This is a genomic window from Pseudomonas sp. EL_65y_Pfl2_R96, assembly GCF_963970905.1.
GTDB lineage: Bacteria > Pseudomonadota > Gammaproteobacteria > Pseudomonadales > Pseudomonadaceae > Aquipseudomonas.
Genome location: NZ_CAXAQH010000006.1, coordinates 201,547 through 218,249 on the forward strand (window position 1 = coordinate 201,547; position 16,703 = coordinate 218,249).

The 16,703-nt window shown below is 59.8% G+C and carries 15 protein-coding genes; 6 read left to right on the top strand and 9 right to left on the bottom strand.

Translation table 11 applies throughout. The features are described from left to right. Positions 1 to 67 precede the first annotated feature (67 nt). The 4 genes from AACY49_RS09595 (at position 68) to AACY49_RS09610 (ending at position 3,476) form a co-directional block, all read left to right on the top strand. On the top strand, positions 68 to 400 hold the full coding sequence (locus AACY49_RS09595; protein WP_258697853.1) for a DMT family transporter: 333 nt from the start codon (positions 68 to 70) through the stop codon (positions 398 to 400). Between the two features lie 90 nt (positions 401 to 490). After that, positions 491 to 1,666: an NAD(P)/FAD-dependent oxidoreductase gene (locus AACY49_RS09600; protein WP_339523252.1), complete on the top strand. Its 1,176-nt coding sequence runs from the start codon at positions 491 to 493 to the stop codon at positions 1,664 to 1,666. Further along, complete coding sequence (locus AACY49_RS09605) at positions 1,663 to 2,475, top strand: aldo/keto reductase (protein ID WP_339523254.1); 813 nt, start codon at positions 1,663 to 1,665, stop codon at positions 2,473 to 2,475. The genes AACY49_RS09600 and AACY49_RS09605 overlap by 4 nt, the downstream gene beginning before the upstream one ends. 32 nt (positions 2,476 to 2,507) lie before the next feature. Further along, positions 2,508 to 3,476, top strand: a complete 969-nt coding sequence (locus tag AACY49_RS09610; RefSeq protein ID WP_258697856.1) for a metal ABC transporter ATPase — start codon at positions 2,508 to 2,510, stop codon at positions 3,474 to 3,476. 135 nt (positions 3,477 to 3,611) lie between these two features. On the opposite strand, the gene hldE is transcribed toward AACY49_RS09610, so the two are convergent. The 4 genes from hldE to msbA form a co-directional block, all read right to left on the bottom strand. Beyond that, complete coding sequence (gene hldE / locus AACY49_RS09615) at positions 3,612 to 5,033, bottom strand: bifunctional D-glycero-beta-D-manno-heptose-7-phosphate kinase/D-glycero-beta-D-manno-heptose 1-phosphate adenylyltransferase HldE (protein WP_258697857.1); 1,422 nt, start codon at positions 5,031 to 5,033, stop codon at positions 3,612 to 3,614. A 102-nt stretch (positions 5,034 to 5,135) separates the two neighbouring features. Next, positions 5,136 to 5,741 (bottom strand): adenylyl-sulfate kinase, encoded by a 606-nt coding sequence (gene cysC, locus AACY49_RS09620; RefSeq protein WP_339523257.1) that lies wholly within the window; start codon positions 5,739 to 5,741, stop codon positions 5,136 to 5,138. Next, a complete protein-coding gene (locus AACY49_RS09625) occupies positions 5,734 to 6,438 on the bottom strand; it encodes a sulfotransferase family 2 domain-containing protein (RefSeq protein ID WP_339523259.1) in 705 nt (234 codons plus the stop codon). The genes cysC and AACY49_RS09625 overlap by 8 nt, the downstream gene beginning before the upstream one ends. Before the next feature lie 185 nt (positions 6,439 to 6,623). Continuing rightward, positions 6,624 to 8,426: a lipid A export permease/ATP-binding protein MsbA gene (msbA, locus tag AACY49_RS09630; RefSeq protein ID WP_258697860.1), complete on the bottom strand. Its 1,803-nt coding sequence runs from the start codon at positions 8,424 to 8,426 to the stop codon at positions 6,624 to 6,626. Between the two features lie 151 nt (positions 8,427 to 8,577). Between msbA and AACY49_RS09635 the strand changes: the two genes are divergently transcribed. After that, positions 8,578 to 10,443 (top strand): O-antigen ligase family protein, encoded by a 1,866-nt coding sequence (locus AACY49_RS09635; protein ID WP_339523261.1) that lies wholly within the window; start codon positions 8,578 to 8,580, stop codon positions 10,441 to 10,443. Continuing rightward, complete coding sequence (locus AACY49_RS09640) at positions 10,443 to 11,666, top strand: acyltransferase family protein (RefSeq protein ID WP_339523263.1); 1,224 nt, start codon at positions 10,443 to 10,445, stop codon at positions 11,664 to 11,666. Before AACY49_RS09635 ends, AACY49_RS09640 begins: the two co-directional genes overlap by 1 nt. Positions 11,667 to 11,670: 4 nt before the next feature. On the opposite strand, the gene AACY49_RS09645 is transcribed toward AACY49_RS09640, so the two are convergent. The 5 genes from AACY49_RS09645 to AACY49_RS09665 form a co-directional block, all read right to left on the bottom strand. Further along, positions 11,671 to 12,219, bottom strand: a complete 549-nt coding sequence (locus AACY49_RS09645) for a CatB-related O-acetyltransferase (protein WP_445262636.1) — start codon at positions 12,217 to 12,219, stop codon at positions 11,671 to 11,673. A gap of 78 nt (positions 12,220 to 12,297) precedes the next feature. Then, entirely contained in the window at positions 12,298 to 13,182 is an 885-nt protein-coding gene (locus AACY49_RS09650) for a glycosyltransferase (protein ID WP_258697864.1), read from the bottom strand. Next, positions 13,179 to 14,333, bottom strand: a complete 1,155-nt coding sequence (locus AACY49_RS09655) for a glycosyltransferase family 4 protein (RefSeq protein WP_339523267.1) — start codon at positions 14,331 to 14,333, stop codon at positions 13,179 to 13,181. The genes AACY49_RS09650 and AACY49_RS09655 overlap by 4 nt, the downstream gene beginning before the upstream one ends. Next, positions 14,330 to 15,214 carry a DUF6625 family protein gene (locus AACY49_RS09660; RefSeq protein ID WP_339523269.1) on the bottom strand — a complete coding sequence of 295 codons (885 nt, stop codon included), beginning with the start codon at positions 15,212 to 15,214 and terminating at the stop codon, positions 14,330 to 14,332. Before AACY49_RS09660 ends, AACY49_RS09655 begins: the two co-directional genes overlap by 4 nt. Positions 15,215 to 15,265: 51 nt before the next feature. Further along, positions 15,266 to 16,699: a PIG-L deacetylase family protein gene (locus tag AACY49_RS09665; RefSeq protein WP_339523271.1), complete on the bottom strand. Its 1,434-nt coding sequence runs from the start codon at positions 16,697 to 16,699 to the stop codon at positions 15,266 to 15,268. Positions 16,700 to 16,703 lie beyond the last annotated feature (4 nt).

The window sequence follows — 16,703 nt, forward strand, 5'->3', positions numbered from 1 at the left end:
TTACCGCATCTGGCGGATCTCTAAAATGCCGACCTCAGAGAGCAACGCTTCATACGAGGATTGACCCATGACCGCTTACTACTACCTGGCCATCGCCATCTGCGCCGAAGTAATCGCTACCGTTTCGATGAAAGCGGTCAAGGGTTTCAGCACGCCATTGCCGCTGCTGCTGGTCATCGTCGGTTACGGTATTGCTTTCGGGATGCTGACCCTGGTGGTGCGCAGCGTTCCGGTGGGCGTGGCCTACGCGGTGTGGGCTGGCATGGGGATCGTGATGGTCAGCGTCGCGGCGCTGTTTATCTACGGGCAGAAGCTGGATGTACCGGCGATGCTGGGGATGGCGCTGATTGTGCTGGGGGTCGTGGTTATTCAGCTGTTCTCCAAGACTGTCGGACACTAAAACCCGAAGCACGATCTATTGATCACCAACAAATCCCCTGCGCATCGAGTCTGTATACTGCGCCCTCGTCTTGAACACTGAGGTCGCTGCATGCCATCCGTTATTTCTACCGACGTTCTGATTGTCGGCGCTGGTGTCGCCGGCCTCTGGCTGAATGCGCGTCTGCGCCGCCAGGGTTTTTCGACCGTGCTGGTGGAAAGCGCCAGCCTCGGTGGCGGGCAGAGCGTGAAGTCCCAGGGCATCATCCACGGCGGCGCCAAGTACGCGTTGCACGGCGCCCTGACCGGTGCCTCGGAAGCCATCGCCGACATGCCGCGGCGCTGGCGTGAAGCGCTGGCCGGCGACGGCGAACTGGACCTGACCGGCGTACGCATGCTGTCTGAAGCTCACTACCTCTGGTCCCCCGGCACCCTCGCCGGCAACCTCACCAGTTTCTTTGCCAGCAAAGCCGTGCGTGGGCGGGTCGATCAGGTCAAGGGCGAGCAGCTGCCGCCAGCCCTGCAAGACAAGCGCTTCAAAGGCAAGGTCTATCGCCTGGCGGAACTGGTGGTTGATGTACCGAGCCTTATCCGACGCCTGGCCGATCTGGCCGGCGACGGCTTGCTGGCTGGTCAGCACATCGAACCGCTGCTGGAAAACGGCGAACTGGTCGGTTTGAAAGTCGACGAACGCGAGATCCGCGCCCAGCGCATCGTCCTCAGCGCCGGTGCCGGCACCGCCGACCTGCTCACGGCGTTGGGCCTGAGCCAACCGGCCATGCAACGCCGGCCCCTGCACATGATCATCGTCAAAGGCCCGGGCCTCAAACCGCTGTACGCCCATTGCCTGGGCGGCGGGCCTAAGCCGCGCGTCACCGTGACCACCCACCCGGCCGCCGATGGCCAGTGGGTCTGGTACCTGGGTGGCGACATCGCCGAAGCCGAAGGCGTGGCCCGCGACCCTGCGGCGCAGATCGCCACCGCACAAAAAGAACTCGGCAACCTGCTGCCGTGGATCGACCTGAGCACCGCACAGTGGGCGACCTTGCGGGTTGACCGCGCCGAGCCGCTGCAATCAGGCCTGACCCGCCCGGACAACGCCTTTCTCGCCGAGCAGGATCGTCTGCTGGTGGGCTGGCCCACCAAGCTGGCCCTGGCACCGGACTTCGCCGACCGCGTCCTGGCCTCATTGCAACGTGACGGCATCCAGCCGAGCCATTCGGCACCGCTGCCTGAACTGCCGAAACCGCCGATGGGCGTCCCTGCCTGGGAGCAACTGCTGCCATGAGCCAACCGACCCTGCACGACCTGCATCGCCCTTTGGGCAGCACCGGCCTGCTGGTTTCGCCCCTGGGTCTGGGCACGGTGAAACTAGGCCGCGATCAAGGGGTGAAATACCCCAATGGCTTCCAGATCCCCGACGATGACGAAGCGCGCAGGCTGCTCAAACTCGCGCGCGACCTGGGCATCAACCTGATCGACACTGCCCCGGCCTATGGCCGCAGCGAAGAGCGTCTCGGCCCGTTGCTGCGAGGTCAACGCCAGGACTGGGTGATCGTCAGCAAGGTTGGCGAAGAGTTTGCCGACGGCCAGTCGCGTCACGATTTCAGCGCCGCCCATACTCGCTTTTCGGTCGAACGCAGTCTGCAACGTCTGGAAACGGATGTTATCGATCTGATCTTGGTGCACTCCGACGGCAACGACCTGGCGATCCTGAATGAAAGCGAGGTCTATGCCACCCTTGCCGAGCTCAAGCGCGAAGGCAAGATTCGCGGTTTCGGCTTTTCCGGCAAAACCGTCGAAGGCGGCTTGAAGGCTCTGGAACAAGGTGATTGCGCAATGGTCACCTACAATCTGAACGAACAGAACGAGAAGGCAGTCATTGACTATGCTGCTGCTCACGGCAAAGCGATCCTGGTCAAAAAAGCCTTGGCCAGCGGCCACGTGTGCCTGAGCCCGGGCGTGGACCCGGTGCGCGCCAGCTTCGAGTTGCTGTTTGAACACCCGGGTGTAGCCAGTGCTATTGTCGGGACCATCAATCCGCTGCACCTCGCCCACAACGTCGCGACCGTTGCCCAGGTCCTTCGTAGCAACTGACGCCGCCCACGCGGCCTTAAGCAGGAGCCGACATGCCGCGTACGCTGATAAGAAAGAACCCGAGCAACTTCAAAACCCTGCCGTTATTCGTCGAAGCAACGCCCGAAGGCCTGAGTTACCAGAGCGTCGGGATGCCGTTGAATTTTTCCCAGACCCTGCAACGTCGCCGCCCGGTGACAGTGGCCGACAGCGAGCGGTTTGCCCTGGAGCTGGCGAACCTCGGGGTCTCGGTGCGCCTGACCCTGCATTGGCAGAATCGCGATTACTGGGTGTTGGTGCGTCAGCGTCGGCAGGACCGCGGCGATGTGGTGCTCAAGCTGATCTCCGGTTACGTACCGGCCCATGAGCTGAATCTACCGCTGCACACAGCGACCCAGGAAATTGCCGAAGAATGCCTGCTGGAAACCCCGGAAGGCTGGCTCAGCGGGCGCTTCAACGACACCTGGCTGCCAGCGCCCTATTCGTCCGCCCTGCATTACCGCGAAGCCATGCCGTTTCGCCTGACGCCCCTGTCCGGCTCGGCGCGCCCGGTGCGCTGCGCCAACATGCCGCTGATCGAACGCCCGCGGGCCTACGTGCATTTGCCGACCGCATCGCTGCAATTGATCTACGACTTGCGCCTGGAGGTGCCCAAGGAAGCCAAATCCCTGAGCCTGTTCCATGTGGACGAACGGCTGGAGGGCGATCAATTGGTGGCCCGGCTCGATCGCAAACGTCCCGATTTGTACTTGATGCCACTGCAGGACGGCCAGCCGATGGGCGAGCTCTATACGCTGAAAAAGGATCAGTTGTACCCGGCGAGTACCCGCGGGCTGTATTTGGCAGAAAGTTTTGCCCGGCAGGAAGGCTGGCTGGTGAAGGATGAGCGGATTCGCTGGAAAGATTGGGTGCGGCAACAGGGTTTGAGCCCGCCGGGCAAAGACTCCGGTTTAGCCCGGTTACGCGGGAAGGCGAAGCAACTGCTGAAAAGAATCGTGCCGCGCAAGAAAGTCAGCTCTTGAAGCAAAAGATCACATAAAGCAAAAGATCGCAGCCTTCGGCAGCTCCTACAGGGACATGTGTACACCCATGTAGGAGCAGCCGAAGGCTGCGATCTTTTTCATGATCCTCCTACAGAGTGGAAGGATCATGCTCGGTCAGTGATTGCGGATCTTCTCGACAATCGCCGTGGTCGAGCTGTTTTCCACCAGTCCCAGCACTTTCACGGTCCCGCCGTAAGCGCTGACGATGTCTGCGCCGACGACCTGGTCGATCCCATAATCACCGCCCTTGACCAGCACGTCCGGCTTGACCTCGCGCAGCAGGTTTTCCGGGGTGCCCTCAGAGAAGCTGATCACCCAATCCACGGCGCCCAGACCTGCCAGTACCGCCATGCGACGGTCGACGCTGTTGATCGGACGACCTGGCCCTTTCAGGCGGCTCACCGACGCATCGTCGTTGACCGCCACGATCAGACGATCGCCCTGGGCCCGCGCCTGTTCGAGGTACGTCACATGGCCGGCATGCAGGATGTCGAAGCAGCCGTTGGTGAAGACAATCTTCTCGTTGTGCGCACGTGCGTCGTCGACCGCCAACAGCAATTGCTCGAGCCCCAGCACGCCACGCTCGGAACCCTCTTCACGCTGGATCGCGCGACGCAGTTCCGGCGCGCTGATAGCCGCCGTACCGAGCTTGCCGACCACGATGCCCGCCGCCAGGTTGGCCAGGGCTACCGCGTGGGGCAGTTCTTCGCCAGCGGCAATCGCCGCCGCCAGGGTAGAAATCACCGTGTCACCGGCGCCGGTCACGTCGAATACTTCACGGGCACGGGCCGGCAGGTGCAGCGCCGGATGATCCGGGCGCAACAGCGTCATGCCGTGCTCGCCACGGGTCACCAGCAAGGCACCGAGGTCCAGGTCATGCATCAGCTGCGCGCCCTTGCTCACCAATTCATGCTCATCGGCGCAACCGCCGACAATGGTTTCGAATTCGCTGAGGTTCGGGGTAATCAGGCTCGCGCCACGGTAGATCGAGAAATCCTTGCCTTTAGGATCGGCCAACACTGGAATGCCACGGGCACGGGCGGCCTGGATCAGCACCTGATGATTTTTCAGCGCGCCTTTGCCGTAGTCGGACAGCACCAGCACCTTGATGCCTTCGAGCAATTCGTCCACTTGCTCGCCCAGCGCCAGGGCGTCGGTGGCAAAAGGTTCTTCGAAGTCGATCCGCAGCAATTGCTGGTGACGGCTCATGACCCGCAGCTTGACGATGGTCGGCTGGTGCGCGATGCGCTGGAACAACGCCCGTACGCCGGCGCCCTTGAGGCTATTGACCAGGCTGTCGGCCGCTTCGTCGTCGCCGGTCACGCCGACCAGCGAGGCCGGCGCACCGAGTGCGGCAATGTTCAGGGCAACGTTGGCGGCACCGCCCGGGCGGTCTTCGATTTGCTCGACCTTGACGACCGGTACCGGCGCCTCAGGGGAGATCCGTGAGGTACCACCATGCCAGTAACGGTCGAGCATGACATCGCCGACCACCAAGACAGGGGCTTGATTGAATCGCGGCATGGACAACTTCATGGAGCAACCCACATACAAAATGAACAAGGGCGCGATATTAACACAGGGTTGGCGCTGGCTTGCGTGACGGCTGCAACCGGATGAATCGGCGGGATTTTCTGCTCATTTATTGAGCAAAAACAGCGATAGCCGACGGCAAGCATCCGCGAGTTGCAGCGTATGGGTATCGATCTCGCACTCCGCCGTCAACGGTGCCTCATAAGGGCTGTCGACTCCCGTGAAGTCCTTGATTCGCCCTTGCCGGGCCGCTTGATACAAACCTTTTGGGTCGCGTTGCGCGCACACGGCGAACGGCGTGCTCACATACACCTCAATGAAATCACCCTCGGCGAACAATCGACGCGCGGCGTCACGCTCGGCGCGAAACGGCGAGATCGCCGCGACAATCACTATCAACCCGGCGTCGACCATCAGCCGTGCCACCTCAGCCATGCGCCGAATGTTTTCCCGGCGACACTCAGGCCCCATCCCCAAATCACGACACAAGCCGTTGCGCAGGTTATCGCCATCGAGCAGAAACGTGTGCAGCCCGTGCTGATTGAGTTGCAGCTCCAGCGCATTGGCCAGTGTCGACTTGCCCGCCCCTGACAAACCCGTCAGCCAGAGGCAACGGGGGTGCTGGAATTTGATTGCCGCCCGGTCGCCGCTCGACAGCGATAAAGCGTAAGGCCTGATCCGGGGAATCGGCATCGACCGGCCCTCATTCATAACCGAGCATTTCATAATCGCGCTGGTACACCCGGCGCACCAGCCGACGGGTACGCACCGTGCAGAAATCACGGGCAAGCATCGGGCGCCGCTGCTGCGAACCGTTGACGTGGGGCAGCACCGCCGAGTGGCCCAGCTGTTCGCAGACCAGCCGGAAATCCCGCTCCAGATGCTCCTGATAGCCAATGAAATCCAGCGCCAGATGCCCCAGGGAGTCGGTGAGAAAGTCTGTTTGTGCTGCAAAATGCATTTGGCGGCTGATCGTCTCCGAGTGCAGCCAGCGAGCGACGAAATCATCGAAGTCACGGTAGTGGCTGACCAGCTTCTGCGCCGCCTGATCGCGCCGGCCCAACTCGTTGCCCCGCAGAAAAGCATAAGCCGAGTAAGCCCTTTCCAGAGGATCACGAACGAAGGCGAACTTGAAACTGGCGGCAAACTGCTCCGGAAATTGCTGCTCGTACCAGTACAACGGCAAGTGCCCCGGGCTCCAGCCATCGAACATCGCGGCACACACGCTGCTCCCGGCACATTTGGGAACATGAATGAATAGACAGGAACGCTGTTCGAAGGCCTGGGGAAAACTCAGGTTGGCCGACATCGACTTGTTGATCACCTGCCGATCCACGACCGACAGGCGCCCCAGCAAAAAAGCCCGCTGCGGCTTGGGCAAGAGCTTCCAGAGATAACGTTGCAGCATGGCAATACCCGCGCGAAAGGGATGGCCCCCTCGATTGAAGTCAAAGTTCGTTCAGGAACCTTAACAAGCGCGTTGCCGAGATTTATTCCGGTTTGGTCAAGAAGCGTAAAGGTCTGGATACAATCCACCGGACGCGTTGCACGCCGGTGAATGCGAGGGTAAGCCAGGCTTACCCTCGCATCGGGTCAGGCAATGTCTTCAGCCGGGGCGTCGAGGCCCATGGCGTTCAGGCGGGCGTAGTAGCCATTCTGCGCCAGAAGTTCGGCATGGGTGCCGCGCTCGACGATCCGGCCCTGATCCATGACCAGAATCAGGTCAGCCTTCTCGATGGTCGACAACCGGTGAGCGATCACCAGGGTGGTCCGGCCTTTCATGACTTGGTCCAGCGCAGCCTGGATATGCCGCTCGGATTCGGTATCGAGGGCCGAAGTCGCTTCGTCGAGGATCAGCAACGGCGCGTTCTTCAACAGGGCCCGGGCAATCGCCAGACGCTGGCGCTGACCGCCGGACAACAACACGCCGTTCTCGCCGACCTGGGTGTCCAGGCCTTCGGGCAACTGCGCGATGAAGTCCATCGCGTAGGCGTCTCTTGCCGCTTTTTCGATGTCTTCACGGGGTGCGCCAGCCAGATCGCCATACGCGATGTTGTTGGCCACGGTGTCGCTGAACAGCGTCACATGCTGGGTCACCTGAGCGATGTGCTTGCGCAGGTTCAGCAATTTGTACTGTTCCACTTCAACGCCATCGATCAGGATCTCGCCCTTGTCGTGGTGATAGAAGCGCGGAATCAGGTTGGCCAGGGTCGACTTGCCACTGCCCGAGCGCCCCACCAGTGCCACCATTTGCCCCGGCTCGACCGAGAAGCTGATGTCATCGAGTACCTGGCGCTCGGTGCCCGGGTAGGTGAAGCTCAAGTGACGCACGTCCAGCCGACCGCTGACCGCATCGCGCTCGATGGTGCCGGTATCGACTTCAGGTTCGACATCCAGTTGCTCGAAGATACTCTCGGCGCCGGCCACACCTTTCTGGATGGTCGAGCTGACTTCGGACAATTGGCGGATCGGCTTGGGCAACAGGCCCGCCAAAGTGATGTAGGCCACCATGTCACCGGCGGACGCATCGCCACGCAGGAGCAGCACCAGGAACATCAGCACCGCCATGGCGCTGTAGATCACCAGTTGCAGCAGCGGCGTATAGATGGCGCCTGTGCGGGTCATGCGCAGTTGCTTGTCGGTATTGCCTTGGCTGGCGTTGAAGAAACGCTTTTCTTCGTAGACTTCGCCGCCGAAGCTACGCACCACGCGATAGCCCTGGATGGTTTCCGAAGCCACATGGGTCACGTCACCCATGGCAGCCTGGATCTTCTTGCTCTGTTTGCGAAATTTCTTGCTCGCGGTGCGCACCATCAAAGCGATCAACGGCAGGATCGCAACCATGACCAGCGTCAGGCGCCAGTTCATGAACAGTAGCGAGATGAATAGAAAGATCACCGTCATGCCTTCACGGATTACGACCTTGATCGCATCTGTCGCCGCCCCCGTGACCATAGTCACGTTGAAGGTGATGCGCGAAATCAGATGACCCGAGTTATGCTTGTCGAAGTAGCGGTTGGGCAAGACCAGCAGGTTGTTGAACAACTGTACGCGCAAGTCATGGACCAGCCCGAGGGAAACCTTGGCCAGGAAGTAGTTGCCCAGATAAGATCCCAGCCCCTGCCATGCCGCAATCAGGATGATCAGCAAAGGCACAGCCTGCAGCAGTTGCAGGTCACGCAGGTAAGGCACGCTTGGAAATAGCGCCGCTTCAGGGTTGGACAGGCCGTCGACGAAGTACTTGAGGATGTAGCCAAGCATTGGCTGAGTCGAAGCGAAAATCAGAAAACCGACAATGCTGATCAGGAACAGACTGATGTACGGCCGGACATAGCCGAGCAGGCGGAAGTAGATTTTCAAGCTCGATGGGCTTGCGCAGAGACTGGAGTCGGTCATATCACGCGAATGTCGATAAAAAGGACGCTGACTTTAGCACAGCTTCTTCAGGGTTCTGGCAATCGCATAAAGGCTGTTATTGTAAGCTTCACAATCAACATCAAATAGCCATCATCCCGAAATGACCGATCACAGGATTGAATCTCTCAGCATGCAACTCAGTGGTTTCAACAGCACGTCCAATCGAGTATTCGATTTCATTTGCCTCTGGATTCTTCCACTCGGCTACTTCCTGCTCCTGTGTGCGCTGTTCTTTCTGCCGGGGCGCAGCCTGCATCACAAGCTTTTTTATGGCCTGTTCAGCATTCCATCGTTTATCGCCCTTTGCCTGCGTCCCCGTGAATTCAAAGAGTTGCTGCGCGAACCGATTGTCGTCGCGGCGCTGCTGTTCGCCGCCTGGGCCTTGCTCAGCCTGAGCTGGGGACCGCCGATGGAGCACAGCGTGATTGGCCAGTTCAAACCCGCCTTGCACACACTGTTGCTGTTCGCTGGCTGCTACCTGCTGGTGCGCCACCGAAGCGAGATCGTCCAGCCCTTACTGTTCAGCGCCGCGATGGTCGGGCTGATCGCTTCGGTCTATAACCTGTTCATGTTTGCCCGCATCTACGAGCCGGGCATGCGCCTGATCGGGGGGGGCGCATTCGACAATCCACTGCTCAGTTCCCACGCATTCGGCTTTTTTTGTACCTACTGGCTGAGCTTGAGCATGACCAGCAAGCGTCGCCAGATGCTCTGGCTGAGCGTCCCGGCGATGGCAATCATGTTCGCCGCAGTGATCGCCACCGGCTCCAGAACTCCACTGGTTGCATTGACACTGGCTGCGCTCTGGCTGAGCTTCATCAGCTGGAACCGTCGCTCCTTCGTATTGCTGAGTGCCCTGTTGATCAGCGGCGCAGCGGTTGCCGTACTGTTTTCGCGGATGATCATCGAGCGCGGCGACTCCTATCGTTTTGAAATCTGGCAGCTGGCCTTGCACAAAATTGCCGATCACCCGTGGATCGGTCATGGCTACAACGCCACCCTGACCCTCGATCCCGGCATTGGTTACACCTTGCAAGAGCCTCATAGCTTCGCCTTGGGGGTGCTCTATTACGTCGGTATTTTCGGCTTGCTGCCGTGGCTGTTCTTCCAGGTGTGGAGCTTGCTGAACAGCTGGCGGTATCGCCTGCAACCGTTGTTCATCATCACCTCGACCTGGCTGGTATTTGGCATCGGCGCAGGCCTGACCGAAGGTGGCGGGATCATCTCCCGGCCCAAGGAGCACTGGTTCCTGCTGTGGATACCGCTGGCACTGATCGCCGCCCTGAGCATCAACCAGCGTGCCAGACGCCTGTTGGCGATGCCGATCAAGATGTTGACGCCGACGGCCCTGCAACAGCTGACCGCCAATGCCCAGGTGATCGAAGAAGACGGGCTGGGGCCTAAAGTCCTGCGCCTGGTCGATGGTAGCTTCCTCAAGCTGTTCCGTCGCCGCCGCTGGTACACCTCGGGCAGCTTCAACCCCTATTCCGAACGTTTTGCCACCAACAGCCAGCAATTGCGCAACATGGGTATCCCGACTCCGCAAATTCTGGACCTGTACCGACTCAAAGACGGTAGCAGTGCCGTGCACTATTCACCGCTGCCGGGCAGTACCTTGCGCCAGGTTCTTCAAGGCATAACCGCGCCCGCGGTGCGTCAGGCGCTGGTTGAGCGTTTCGGCAAGTTCATGGCGCAACTGCATGAACAAGGCGTCTATTTCCGTTCCCTGCACCTGGGCAACGTACTGGTACTGGATGACGGTGAATTCGGCCTGATCGATCTGGCGGATATGCGCATCTATCCGTCATCGCTGAGTCTGTCCCTGCGTCGGCGCAACCTGCGTCATATGCAGCGTTACACCGAGGATCGACGCTGGCTGTTCGAAGACTACTTTGACGCGCTACTCCAAGGCTACGCCGTGATAGCGTCGAAATCCGCTGCGGATAACCTGCACAGGCAAGTGCTGGCCGGGAGCCATCCGGCCCGGGCTCATTAATGGTTGAAACCAACCCGCTCATTGCGCTGGCAGCCTACCTGTTGGCCATCGCGACCGCCGCGCTGCTGTTGCGCGCCGTTCCGAAAATCGCCCGACACCTCAGGCATGCCGGTGAGAACCGCTATGCCAGCATCGATGGGCTGCGCGGCTATCTGGCTTTCGGCGTGTTCGTGCACCATTCAATCATTACCTGGATCTTCCTGCGGACCGGCGTGATCGAATTTCCACCGAGCAATTTCTACTCACAGCTTGGTCAGGCCAGCGTCGCGCTGTTTTTCATGATCACCGGCTTTCTGTTCTGGAGCCGATTGCTCACCCAGGGGCGCCAACACGACTGGCTGGCCTTCGCGATATCGCGGCTGTTTCGTCTCTACCCGCTGTACCTGCCGCTGATGTTGATTGTGTTTGTCACCGTGTTCTACCTGCAGAACTGGGAATTCAACGAACCCGCGACGCAACTGCTCGGCCAGACGCTGGCCTGGCTGACCTTCGACCGACCGGACGTCAATCAGTACCCGCAAACCGGCATGCTGATCTCCAACGTCACCTGGACACTGGGCTACGAAGTGTTCTTCTATCTGGCCCTGCCGCTGGCCGCCATGGGGTTCATCTATCGCGGCAGCTGGCTGCAAGTGGGGCTGTGCCTGATCGGCATTTATGCCCTGTATCAATTGGTCGGCTGGGAGCACTCGCTGAAAAAGCACTTCCTGGCCAGCTTCCTCGGCGGCATCGGCGCCGCGTACTGGATTCGCCGGCCGCACCTTGTGGCCTGGAGTCAGACCCGACTGGCGGGGATCATCGCCTTGCTGGCCCTGGCGATTGCATTTACGGCATTCAACCGCGCGTTCGACCTGATGCCACTGCTGTTGCTCTCGCTGTTTTTTGTGATCGTTGCGTCTGGCAACACACTGTTTGGCGCCCTCAAACCGCGCAGCATTCGCTGGCTTGGAGAAATCAGCTACAGCGTCTATCTGCTGCACGGGTTCGTCCTCTGGGCGATAGTGCAGCGCCTGCCGTTGGTACTGCAGCTGGATACCCGGGAAACCTGGATATTCCTACCGTTGCTCGCCCTGTGCAGTTGCCTGCTGATCATCATCAGCAGCCTGACATTCCTGTACATCGAAAAGCCGGGCATCAATGCAGGAAAGAAAACCGTGAAGTGGCTGCGCCAAAAAAGGAAAGGGCAGAAAATGCTCTCGGAGACAATCGCTCAACAACGTTGAACAATCATTGGGGCTGCCGCTGACGGGCATACGCAAGGAAGCCTTCGATATCATCGCTGCAAAGTTTGTCGGCCAGGCCGTACAACTCAGCCTCCGGCCAGTCCCACCAGGCACTCTGGAGGAGGAGCAAACGCTGCTCCTCGGGGAAACGCCAACGCAGAAAGCTCGCCGGATTGCCACCGACCACCGCGTAGGGCTCGACATCGCGAGTCACCAGCGCACCCGCCGCGACGATTGCGCCATCCCCCACCGTCACACCCGAGAGTATTGTGCTGTTGGAACACAGCCACACATCGTTGCCGATGTTCACATCGCCGTTGGTGCCACTGTAACCACTGATATGCGAGGCCTGTGCAACCATCGCCGGGAACGGAAACGTGGTGACCCAGTCCGCACGGTGATGCCCACCGAGAAAAATCTGCACGCCTTCAGCGATCGAGCAATACGCGCCAATGCTCAGCGTCGAACCTTCCTTCCAGTCATGAACGTGCGGCAAGCCGTAACTGCCACGACCGAAGGTGTACTCCGGGTATCGCAGCTTGAAACGTGCCATACCCCGCTCGATCTTCGGCAACTTGCGAATCGCCCGCTTGGCGCGCTTTTCTCGATAGCGTTGTATCCAGCCCATGTCTCAGTCCTTTTCCAAGGGTGAGAAAAACAACCGCCCCAGCCCTCGCCAGGTCTTCTTGTTCCAGGCCTTGAACGGTATCTGCGCCAGCAGCTCCCGCGCCAGCTTGCGGTCGCGATTGGCGGTTTTCAGAAACATCGAGCTGAGGAATTTGTAACGCACCTCGTCGTACAGCGGATGATCGCTGAACAGCGCGTAGGAGCGCAGGATGTTGTCGACCATGAAGCGGTGATTCTTGTAGGAGTTGGTGGCGTGCTTGCGATAGCGCGCCATCAGCACATTCAGGCCATCGATGAAGTAACCGGCGCGGGTCACTTTCAACTCGATCAGCAAATCCTCCAGACGAATGTTCGGATCGAAGCCGCCTACCTTGTCCAGCGCTTCACGACGGATCATCAAGGTCGGTGCCGGCGGATAGGGCTTGCGCTCCAGGAACATGTCCTCGAAATCCAGACGGCGGAACGGCACATCGCGGCGCTGACGCTTCTCCGGGTAGAGGTTGCCGTCAGCATCGATCAGCTCGATGTTGCCAGCGCAGATCCCGACCTCGGGCTTGCCATCCATATAGGCCACCTGAATGGCGATCCGCTCCGCCAGCATGATGTCGTCGGAACCGAACGGCACGATCAGGCTGCCCTTTGAACGAGCGATGGCGCCATTGAGGGTGTTGGTCAGCCCCTGGTTCTGCTGAACCCGAAAATCGAAGCCGTGCAGCGCCTGCAAGGCATTGATCCGCTCGACACTGTCATCGCTGGAGCCGTCATCGACGACCAGCAGTTCGATATTTTCGTAGGTCTGGTTGAGGACGCTGAGAATGCTTTCCTCGATATAGCGGCCGTGGTTGTACGACGCAATGATGACCGTGACGAGAGGTTGCGCGTCGCTCATGGTTGTTCCTTGCGGGCCAGGCTCAAGCCGGAGTCGATCAGGTTCAGGTATTCCTGACGGAACACCTCGATGTCGTGTTGTTCCTGCAGATAACGGTAGGCCTGTTCGCCCTTGGCCTTGAGCTCGTCGTCCGACAGGCTCAGGTAGTTATCCAGTGCCGCGACCAGCGTCGGCACGTCCGCCGGGGTAATCGCCAGACCGCCCGCGCCCTGAATCAGCGGCAACATGGCCGGCACGTTCGAGGCGATCACCGGCAGATGCCCGCTCATGCCCTCGAGCAATGCCAGCCCCAGGCCTTCAGCCAGGGATGGCATGGTCCAGATGTCGAACGCCCGAACATACTGCAAGGCGTTTTCCCTGAACCCCAGCAAATGCGCGCGGCCGGTCAGCCCCAGGCGCTCGATTTCGGCGGCCAGGCGCGACTCTTCGCGCCCCGCCCCGATGATTGCCAGTTGGGTGTTCGGGTATTTGTCCTTGAGGGCGGCAAAGGCCTGCAACAGATAGGTGTGGCCCTTGACCGGCACCAACCGGCCCAATGCGCCGATCAAACGCACCGACGGGGCGATGCCCAACAACTCCCGGGCACGCTCGCGGCTGTGCTGCAAACCTTCGGCCTGTTCGATGTCGATGGCGTTGGTGATTGCGTAGGTATTCTGATCGGTAAAGCCGCAGTCACATTCGAGCAGGTACTGTTTGACCGCTGGCGACACGCCGACAAAGCGCCAATGGTGATCGATCAGGCGTTGGGTCTGGCGACGCCGGTAAAACCGGTCGTACTCGCCAAAACCGTGGGAGATGCCGATGCACAGCGGTACTTTCAACCAGCGGTTGAGCGCCAGCATCATGTTCACCGGTTTGAAGCGGTTGCAAATCACCACGTCGAATTTTTCTGTGCGGCAGAACTTGTACAACTCCCACATGGCGCGCAGGCGCATGCCCTTGAGGGACTTGTCGGAAAACTCGAAATACACCGAACGGTCCGCGCGGCTCAACGCCTCGCCAGGCCTGGGTTTGCCGCGCAGGAATGCCGCGGTCACTTCATAGCGATCGCTCGGCAGGGCCTTGACGATCTGCTCCGCGAGGTCGGCAAAATCATGGGCTTTGACGTTGTAGTCAGGTTGCAATTGCAGAACCTTTGACCGTTGACTCATAACTCTCCCCGGTGAAAACCAGTCGCATCGATGACCCAGGCCGGTTCGGCGGCGAGGCGCCTGATCTCGGCCGGATCGGGTGGGGGCAACCGTGACCATTCGTTGCGTTTCCAGCAAACGAAGTGGAAATACGGAAACCGGCGATCGCCATCGCGATCGTTACTCAAACAACCATTGCGCCAGTACCAGTGATGTGGAAAGTCATCCGTGCCGTCATGCCACTTGATGCAGCCACCCGGAGTGCTGAACGCTTCGGTGAATTCGCTGCGTCGACGCCACGGATTGAACTTGCCCACCAGGGAGAACAAAGGCTCGGGGAAATTCTTGCGCCAGAGGAAGATTCGACTGAACGCCCCCTCGTCCAGCGCGTGATGCGCCTGATCGGCAAAGCGCGCTTGCCAGTCCTTCATCTGCATGAACAACTCACGCTTGCGGGCGGTGTTGCGCATCAGACAGAGATGTCCCGATACCCGTCGTTCATGGGTGGAGAACAGGTCATAACTGGCCAGCCGATCGGCAGTGAAATAACTTCGCAGGTCACCATACACCAGATCAATATCGCCGAATGCCCAGAAATCATAGCCTTGCAGGCGGTCGACATGGATATGCCCCAGGGCCGGCTTGATGTCGCAGAGCTTGTACGCGGCATCAGGCGCAAAGTTGATATTCAGTCGCCGCGACACCAGCGCGCAATACTCACTGAAGCTCATGGCCTCGACAGTCACGTTGGGCGGCAGATTCTCGGGCGTACCACAGTCACTGAACAGCAACCAGTCGATATCGGCGTTGCGTCGGCAGCTCTCGAGGAAAAACGGCATCCAGAACGGCCAATGACCGAAATACGGGATCAAGAAAAGAATACGCGGGCATGGATTGATCACAGAAATACTCACTGCTGCTTATATACGGGCCATGCTAGGCCGCGTTGTACTTCATTTCTGTCGCCCAAATGTTTCATCATGCTTCAGAAGCCAGAACAACTCGTGGCGCCTGACCGCTTTGCGAAAGAAATCGTTCTCTCCATAGATAGCTGGCACTCTACTGGCCAGCAACCACTGTATCAACCGTCGCAAACGTCGCTTGAACGGCAGGGTCGGTTGCAGATCGTGCATCATGCCCAACGCCATGGCCTTATCACGCTGAAGCGCCAAGGGCATTGGCAGGCAGCAAGGCTGCATCGACGTTACCGAATCGAATGCCGGCGGCAGGGCGATGCCATGCCCGGCGTCGCCCATTGGCCAGCGATCGTTGTCATGCAGATGATTGGCGTAGCCGAGTACGGTGATCGGCTGCCATTCCAGCCCCTTTAATGCCTCAAGGACCGCTTCCTGTGCACAAATGTGGTCGGGGTGCGGATCGAGGGTCGGGTGTGGCAATACGATCACTTCCGGACGGGCTCGCAGCAACAATTCACGCAGATCGGCCAGCAAATTGTTCCAGGTCGGCGCACCGTTGACATCGCCCGGCAGAACAAATGGATTCAACTGACGGAACAACCGGGTGTCGCTCAAGTCTGCTTCCCGCGAACCCACAGGCGTGTCCGGCGCGGCCTGCATCGCTGCCAGTTGCAGACAGAAATACCCCAGCTGTACGCAATGGGCTTCAGGCACCCCGGCCCAGCGCGGCACGGCGATACTGTCCCAGGCGCGCAAACGGCCCTTGAGACGAGCCGACTCGACCTTGTTCAGGCCCATTTGCTGATAGTGTTCGGCTTCGATCTCACCTGCGGTCAGGGTGACGATCCAGGCTTCGTCGGCCTGGCTGTACAAACCGTAGGCGGCCAATTCGGCGTCATCGGCATGGGGAGCAATCACCATCACTCGCTGACGACGGTAGTCCGGTTGCTCGAACGCCCAGAGCACAGGTTCGCCAAGTAATCGGCAGAATCGCCCGCGCAGACGCAACTCGCCTTTCGACAGCACGTGCGCCTGACCACTGAGGTTGAGGTAACGCAAGCCGTTTACACCGCGTTCGAAGGTTTGTCGGTCGGGATTATCGCCCCCCGACAATTCGACCACCGGATCGATAAAGCGCCCCAGCCAAGTGCTTTTCACCCGCAGCGCCAGCACCAGCGTAGCGTCATCGACCAGCATGACGCCCTCGTCCAGCCGCAGCCGTTCACCGTCCAAGTGAATTTTTGGCTGCGGTGTGTACGGCGGGAAGCTGTATTGGTAATCGTCTTTGGGCGAATAAAACAGATGGTCGGCGAACCACGCCTCGTGGGCGATCCAGCCCAGCACCGCGAGCACCAGCGGCAGCCACCAGGCCACCAGCACACCGATGGCGATCAACAGCATCAACGCGATCAACAGACCGATACGTTTGTTGCGCCGATGGCGCTTGAGCAGTTGCTGTTTGCGGCTCATGGGT

Excerpts from the sequence above, each read along its gene's own strand:
- AACY49_RS09595 (WP_258697853.1), top strand. The coding sequence starts at position 68 with ATGACCGCTTACTACTACCTGGCCATCGCCATCTGCGCCGAAGTAATC.
- AACY49_RS09600 (WP_339523252.1), top strand. The coding sequence starts at position 491 with ATGCCATCCGTTATTTCTACCGACGTTCTGATTGTCGGCGCTGGTGTC.
- AACY49_RS09605 (WP_339523254.1), top strand. The coding sequence starts at position 1,663 with ATGAGCCAACCGACCCTGCACGACCTGCATCGCCCTTTGGGCAGCACC.
- AACY49_RS09610 (WP_258697856.1), top strand. The coding sequence starts at position 2,508 with ATGCCGCGTACGCTGATAAGAAAGAACCCGAGCAACTTCAAAACCCTG.
- hldE (WP_258697857.1), bottom strand. The coding sequence starts at position 5,033 with ATGAAGTTGTCCATGCCGCGATTCAATCAAGCCCCTGTCTTGGTGGTC.
- cysC (WP_339523257.1), bottom strand. The coding sequence starts at position 5,741 with ATGAATGAGGGCCGGTCGATGCCGATTCCCCGGATCAGGCCTTACGCT.
- AACY49_RS09625 (WP_339523259.1), bottom strand. The coding sequence starts at position 6,438 with ATGCTGCAACGTTATCTCTGGAAGCTCTTGCCCAAGCCGCAGCGGGCT.
- msbA (WP_258697860.1), bottom strand. The coding sequence starts at position 8,426 with ATGACCGACTCCAGTCTCTGCGCAAGCCCATCGAGCTTGAAAATCTAC.
- AACY49_RS09635 (WP_339523261.1), top strand. The coding sequence starts at position 8,578 with ATGCAACTCAGTGGTTTCAACAGCACGTCCAATCGAGTATTCGATTTC.
- AACY49_RS09640 (WP_339523263.1), top strand. The coding sequence starts at position 10,443 with ATGGTTGAAACCAACCCGCTCATTGCGCTGGCAGCCTACCTGTTGGCC.
- AACY49_RS09645 (WP_445262636.1), bottom strand. The coding sequence starts at position 12,219 with ATGGCACGTTTCAAGCTGCGATACCCGGAGTACACCTTCGGTCGTGGC.
- AACY49_RS09650 (WP_258697864.1), bottom strand. The coding sequence starts at position 13,182 with ATGAGCGACGCGCAACCTCTCGTCACGGTCATCATTGCGTCGTACAAC.
- AACY49_RS09655 (WP_339523267.1), bottom strand. The coding sequence starts at position 14,333 with ATGAGTCAACGGTCAAAGGTTCTGCAATTGCAACCTGACTACAACGTC.
- AACY49_RS09665 (WP_339523271.1), bottom strand. The coding sequence starts at position 16,699 with ATGAGCCGCAAACAGCAACTGCTCAAGCGCCATCGGCGCAACAAACGT.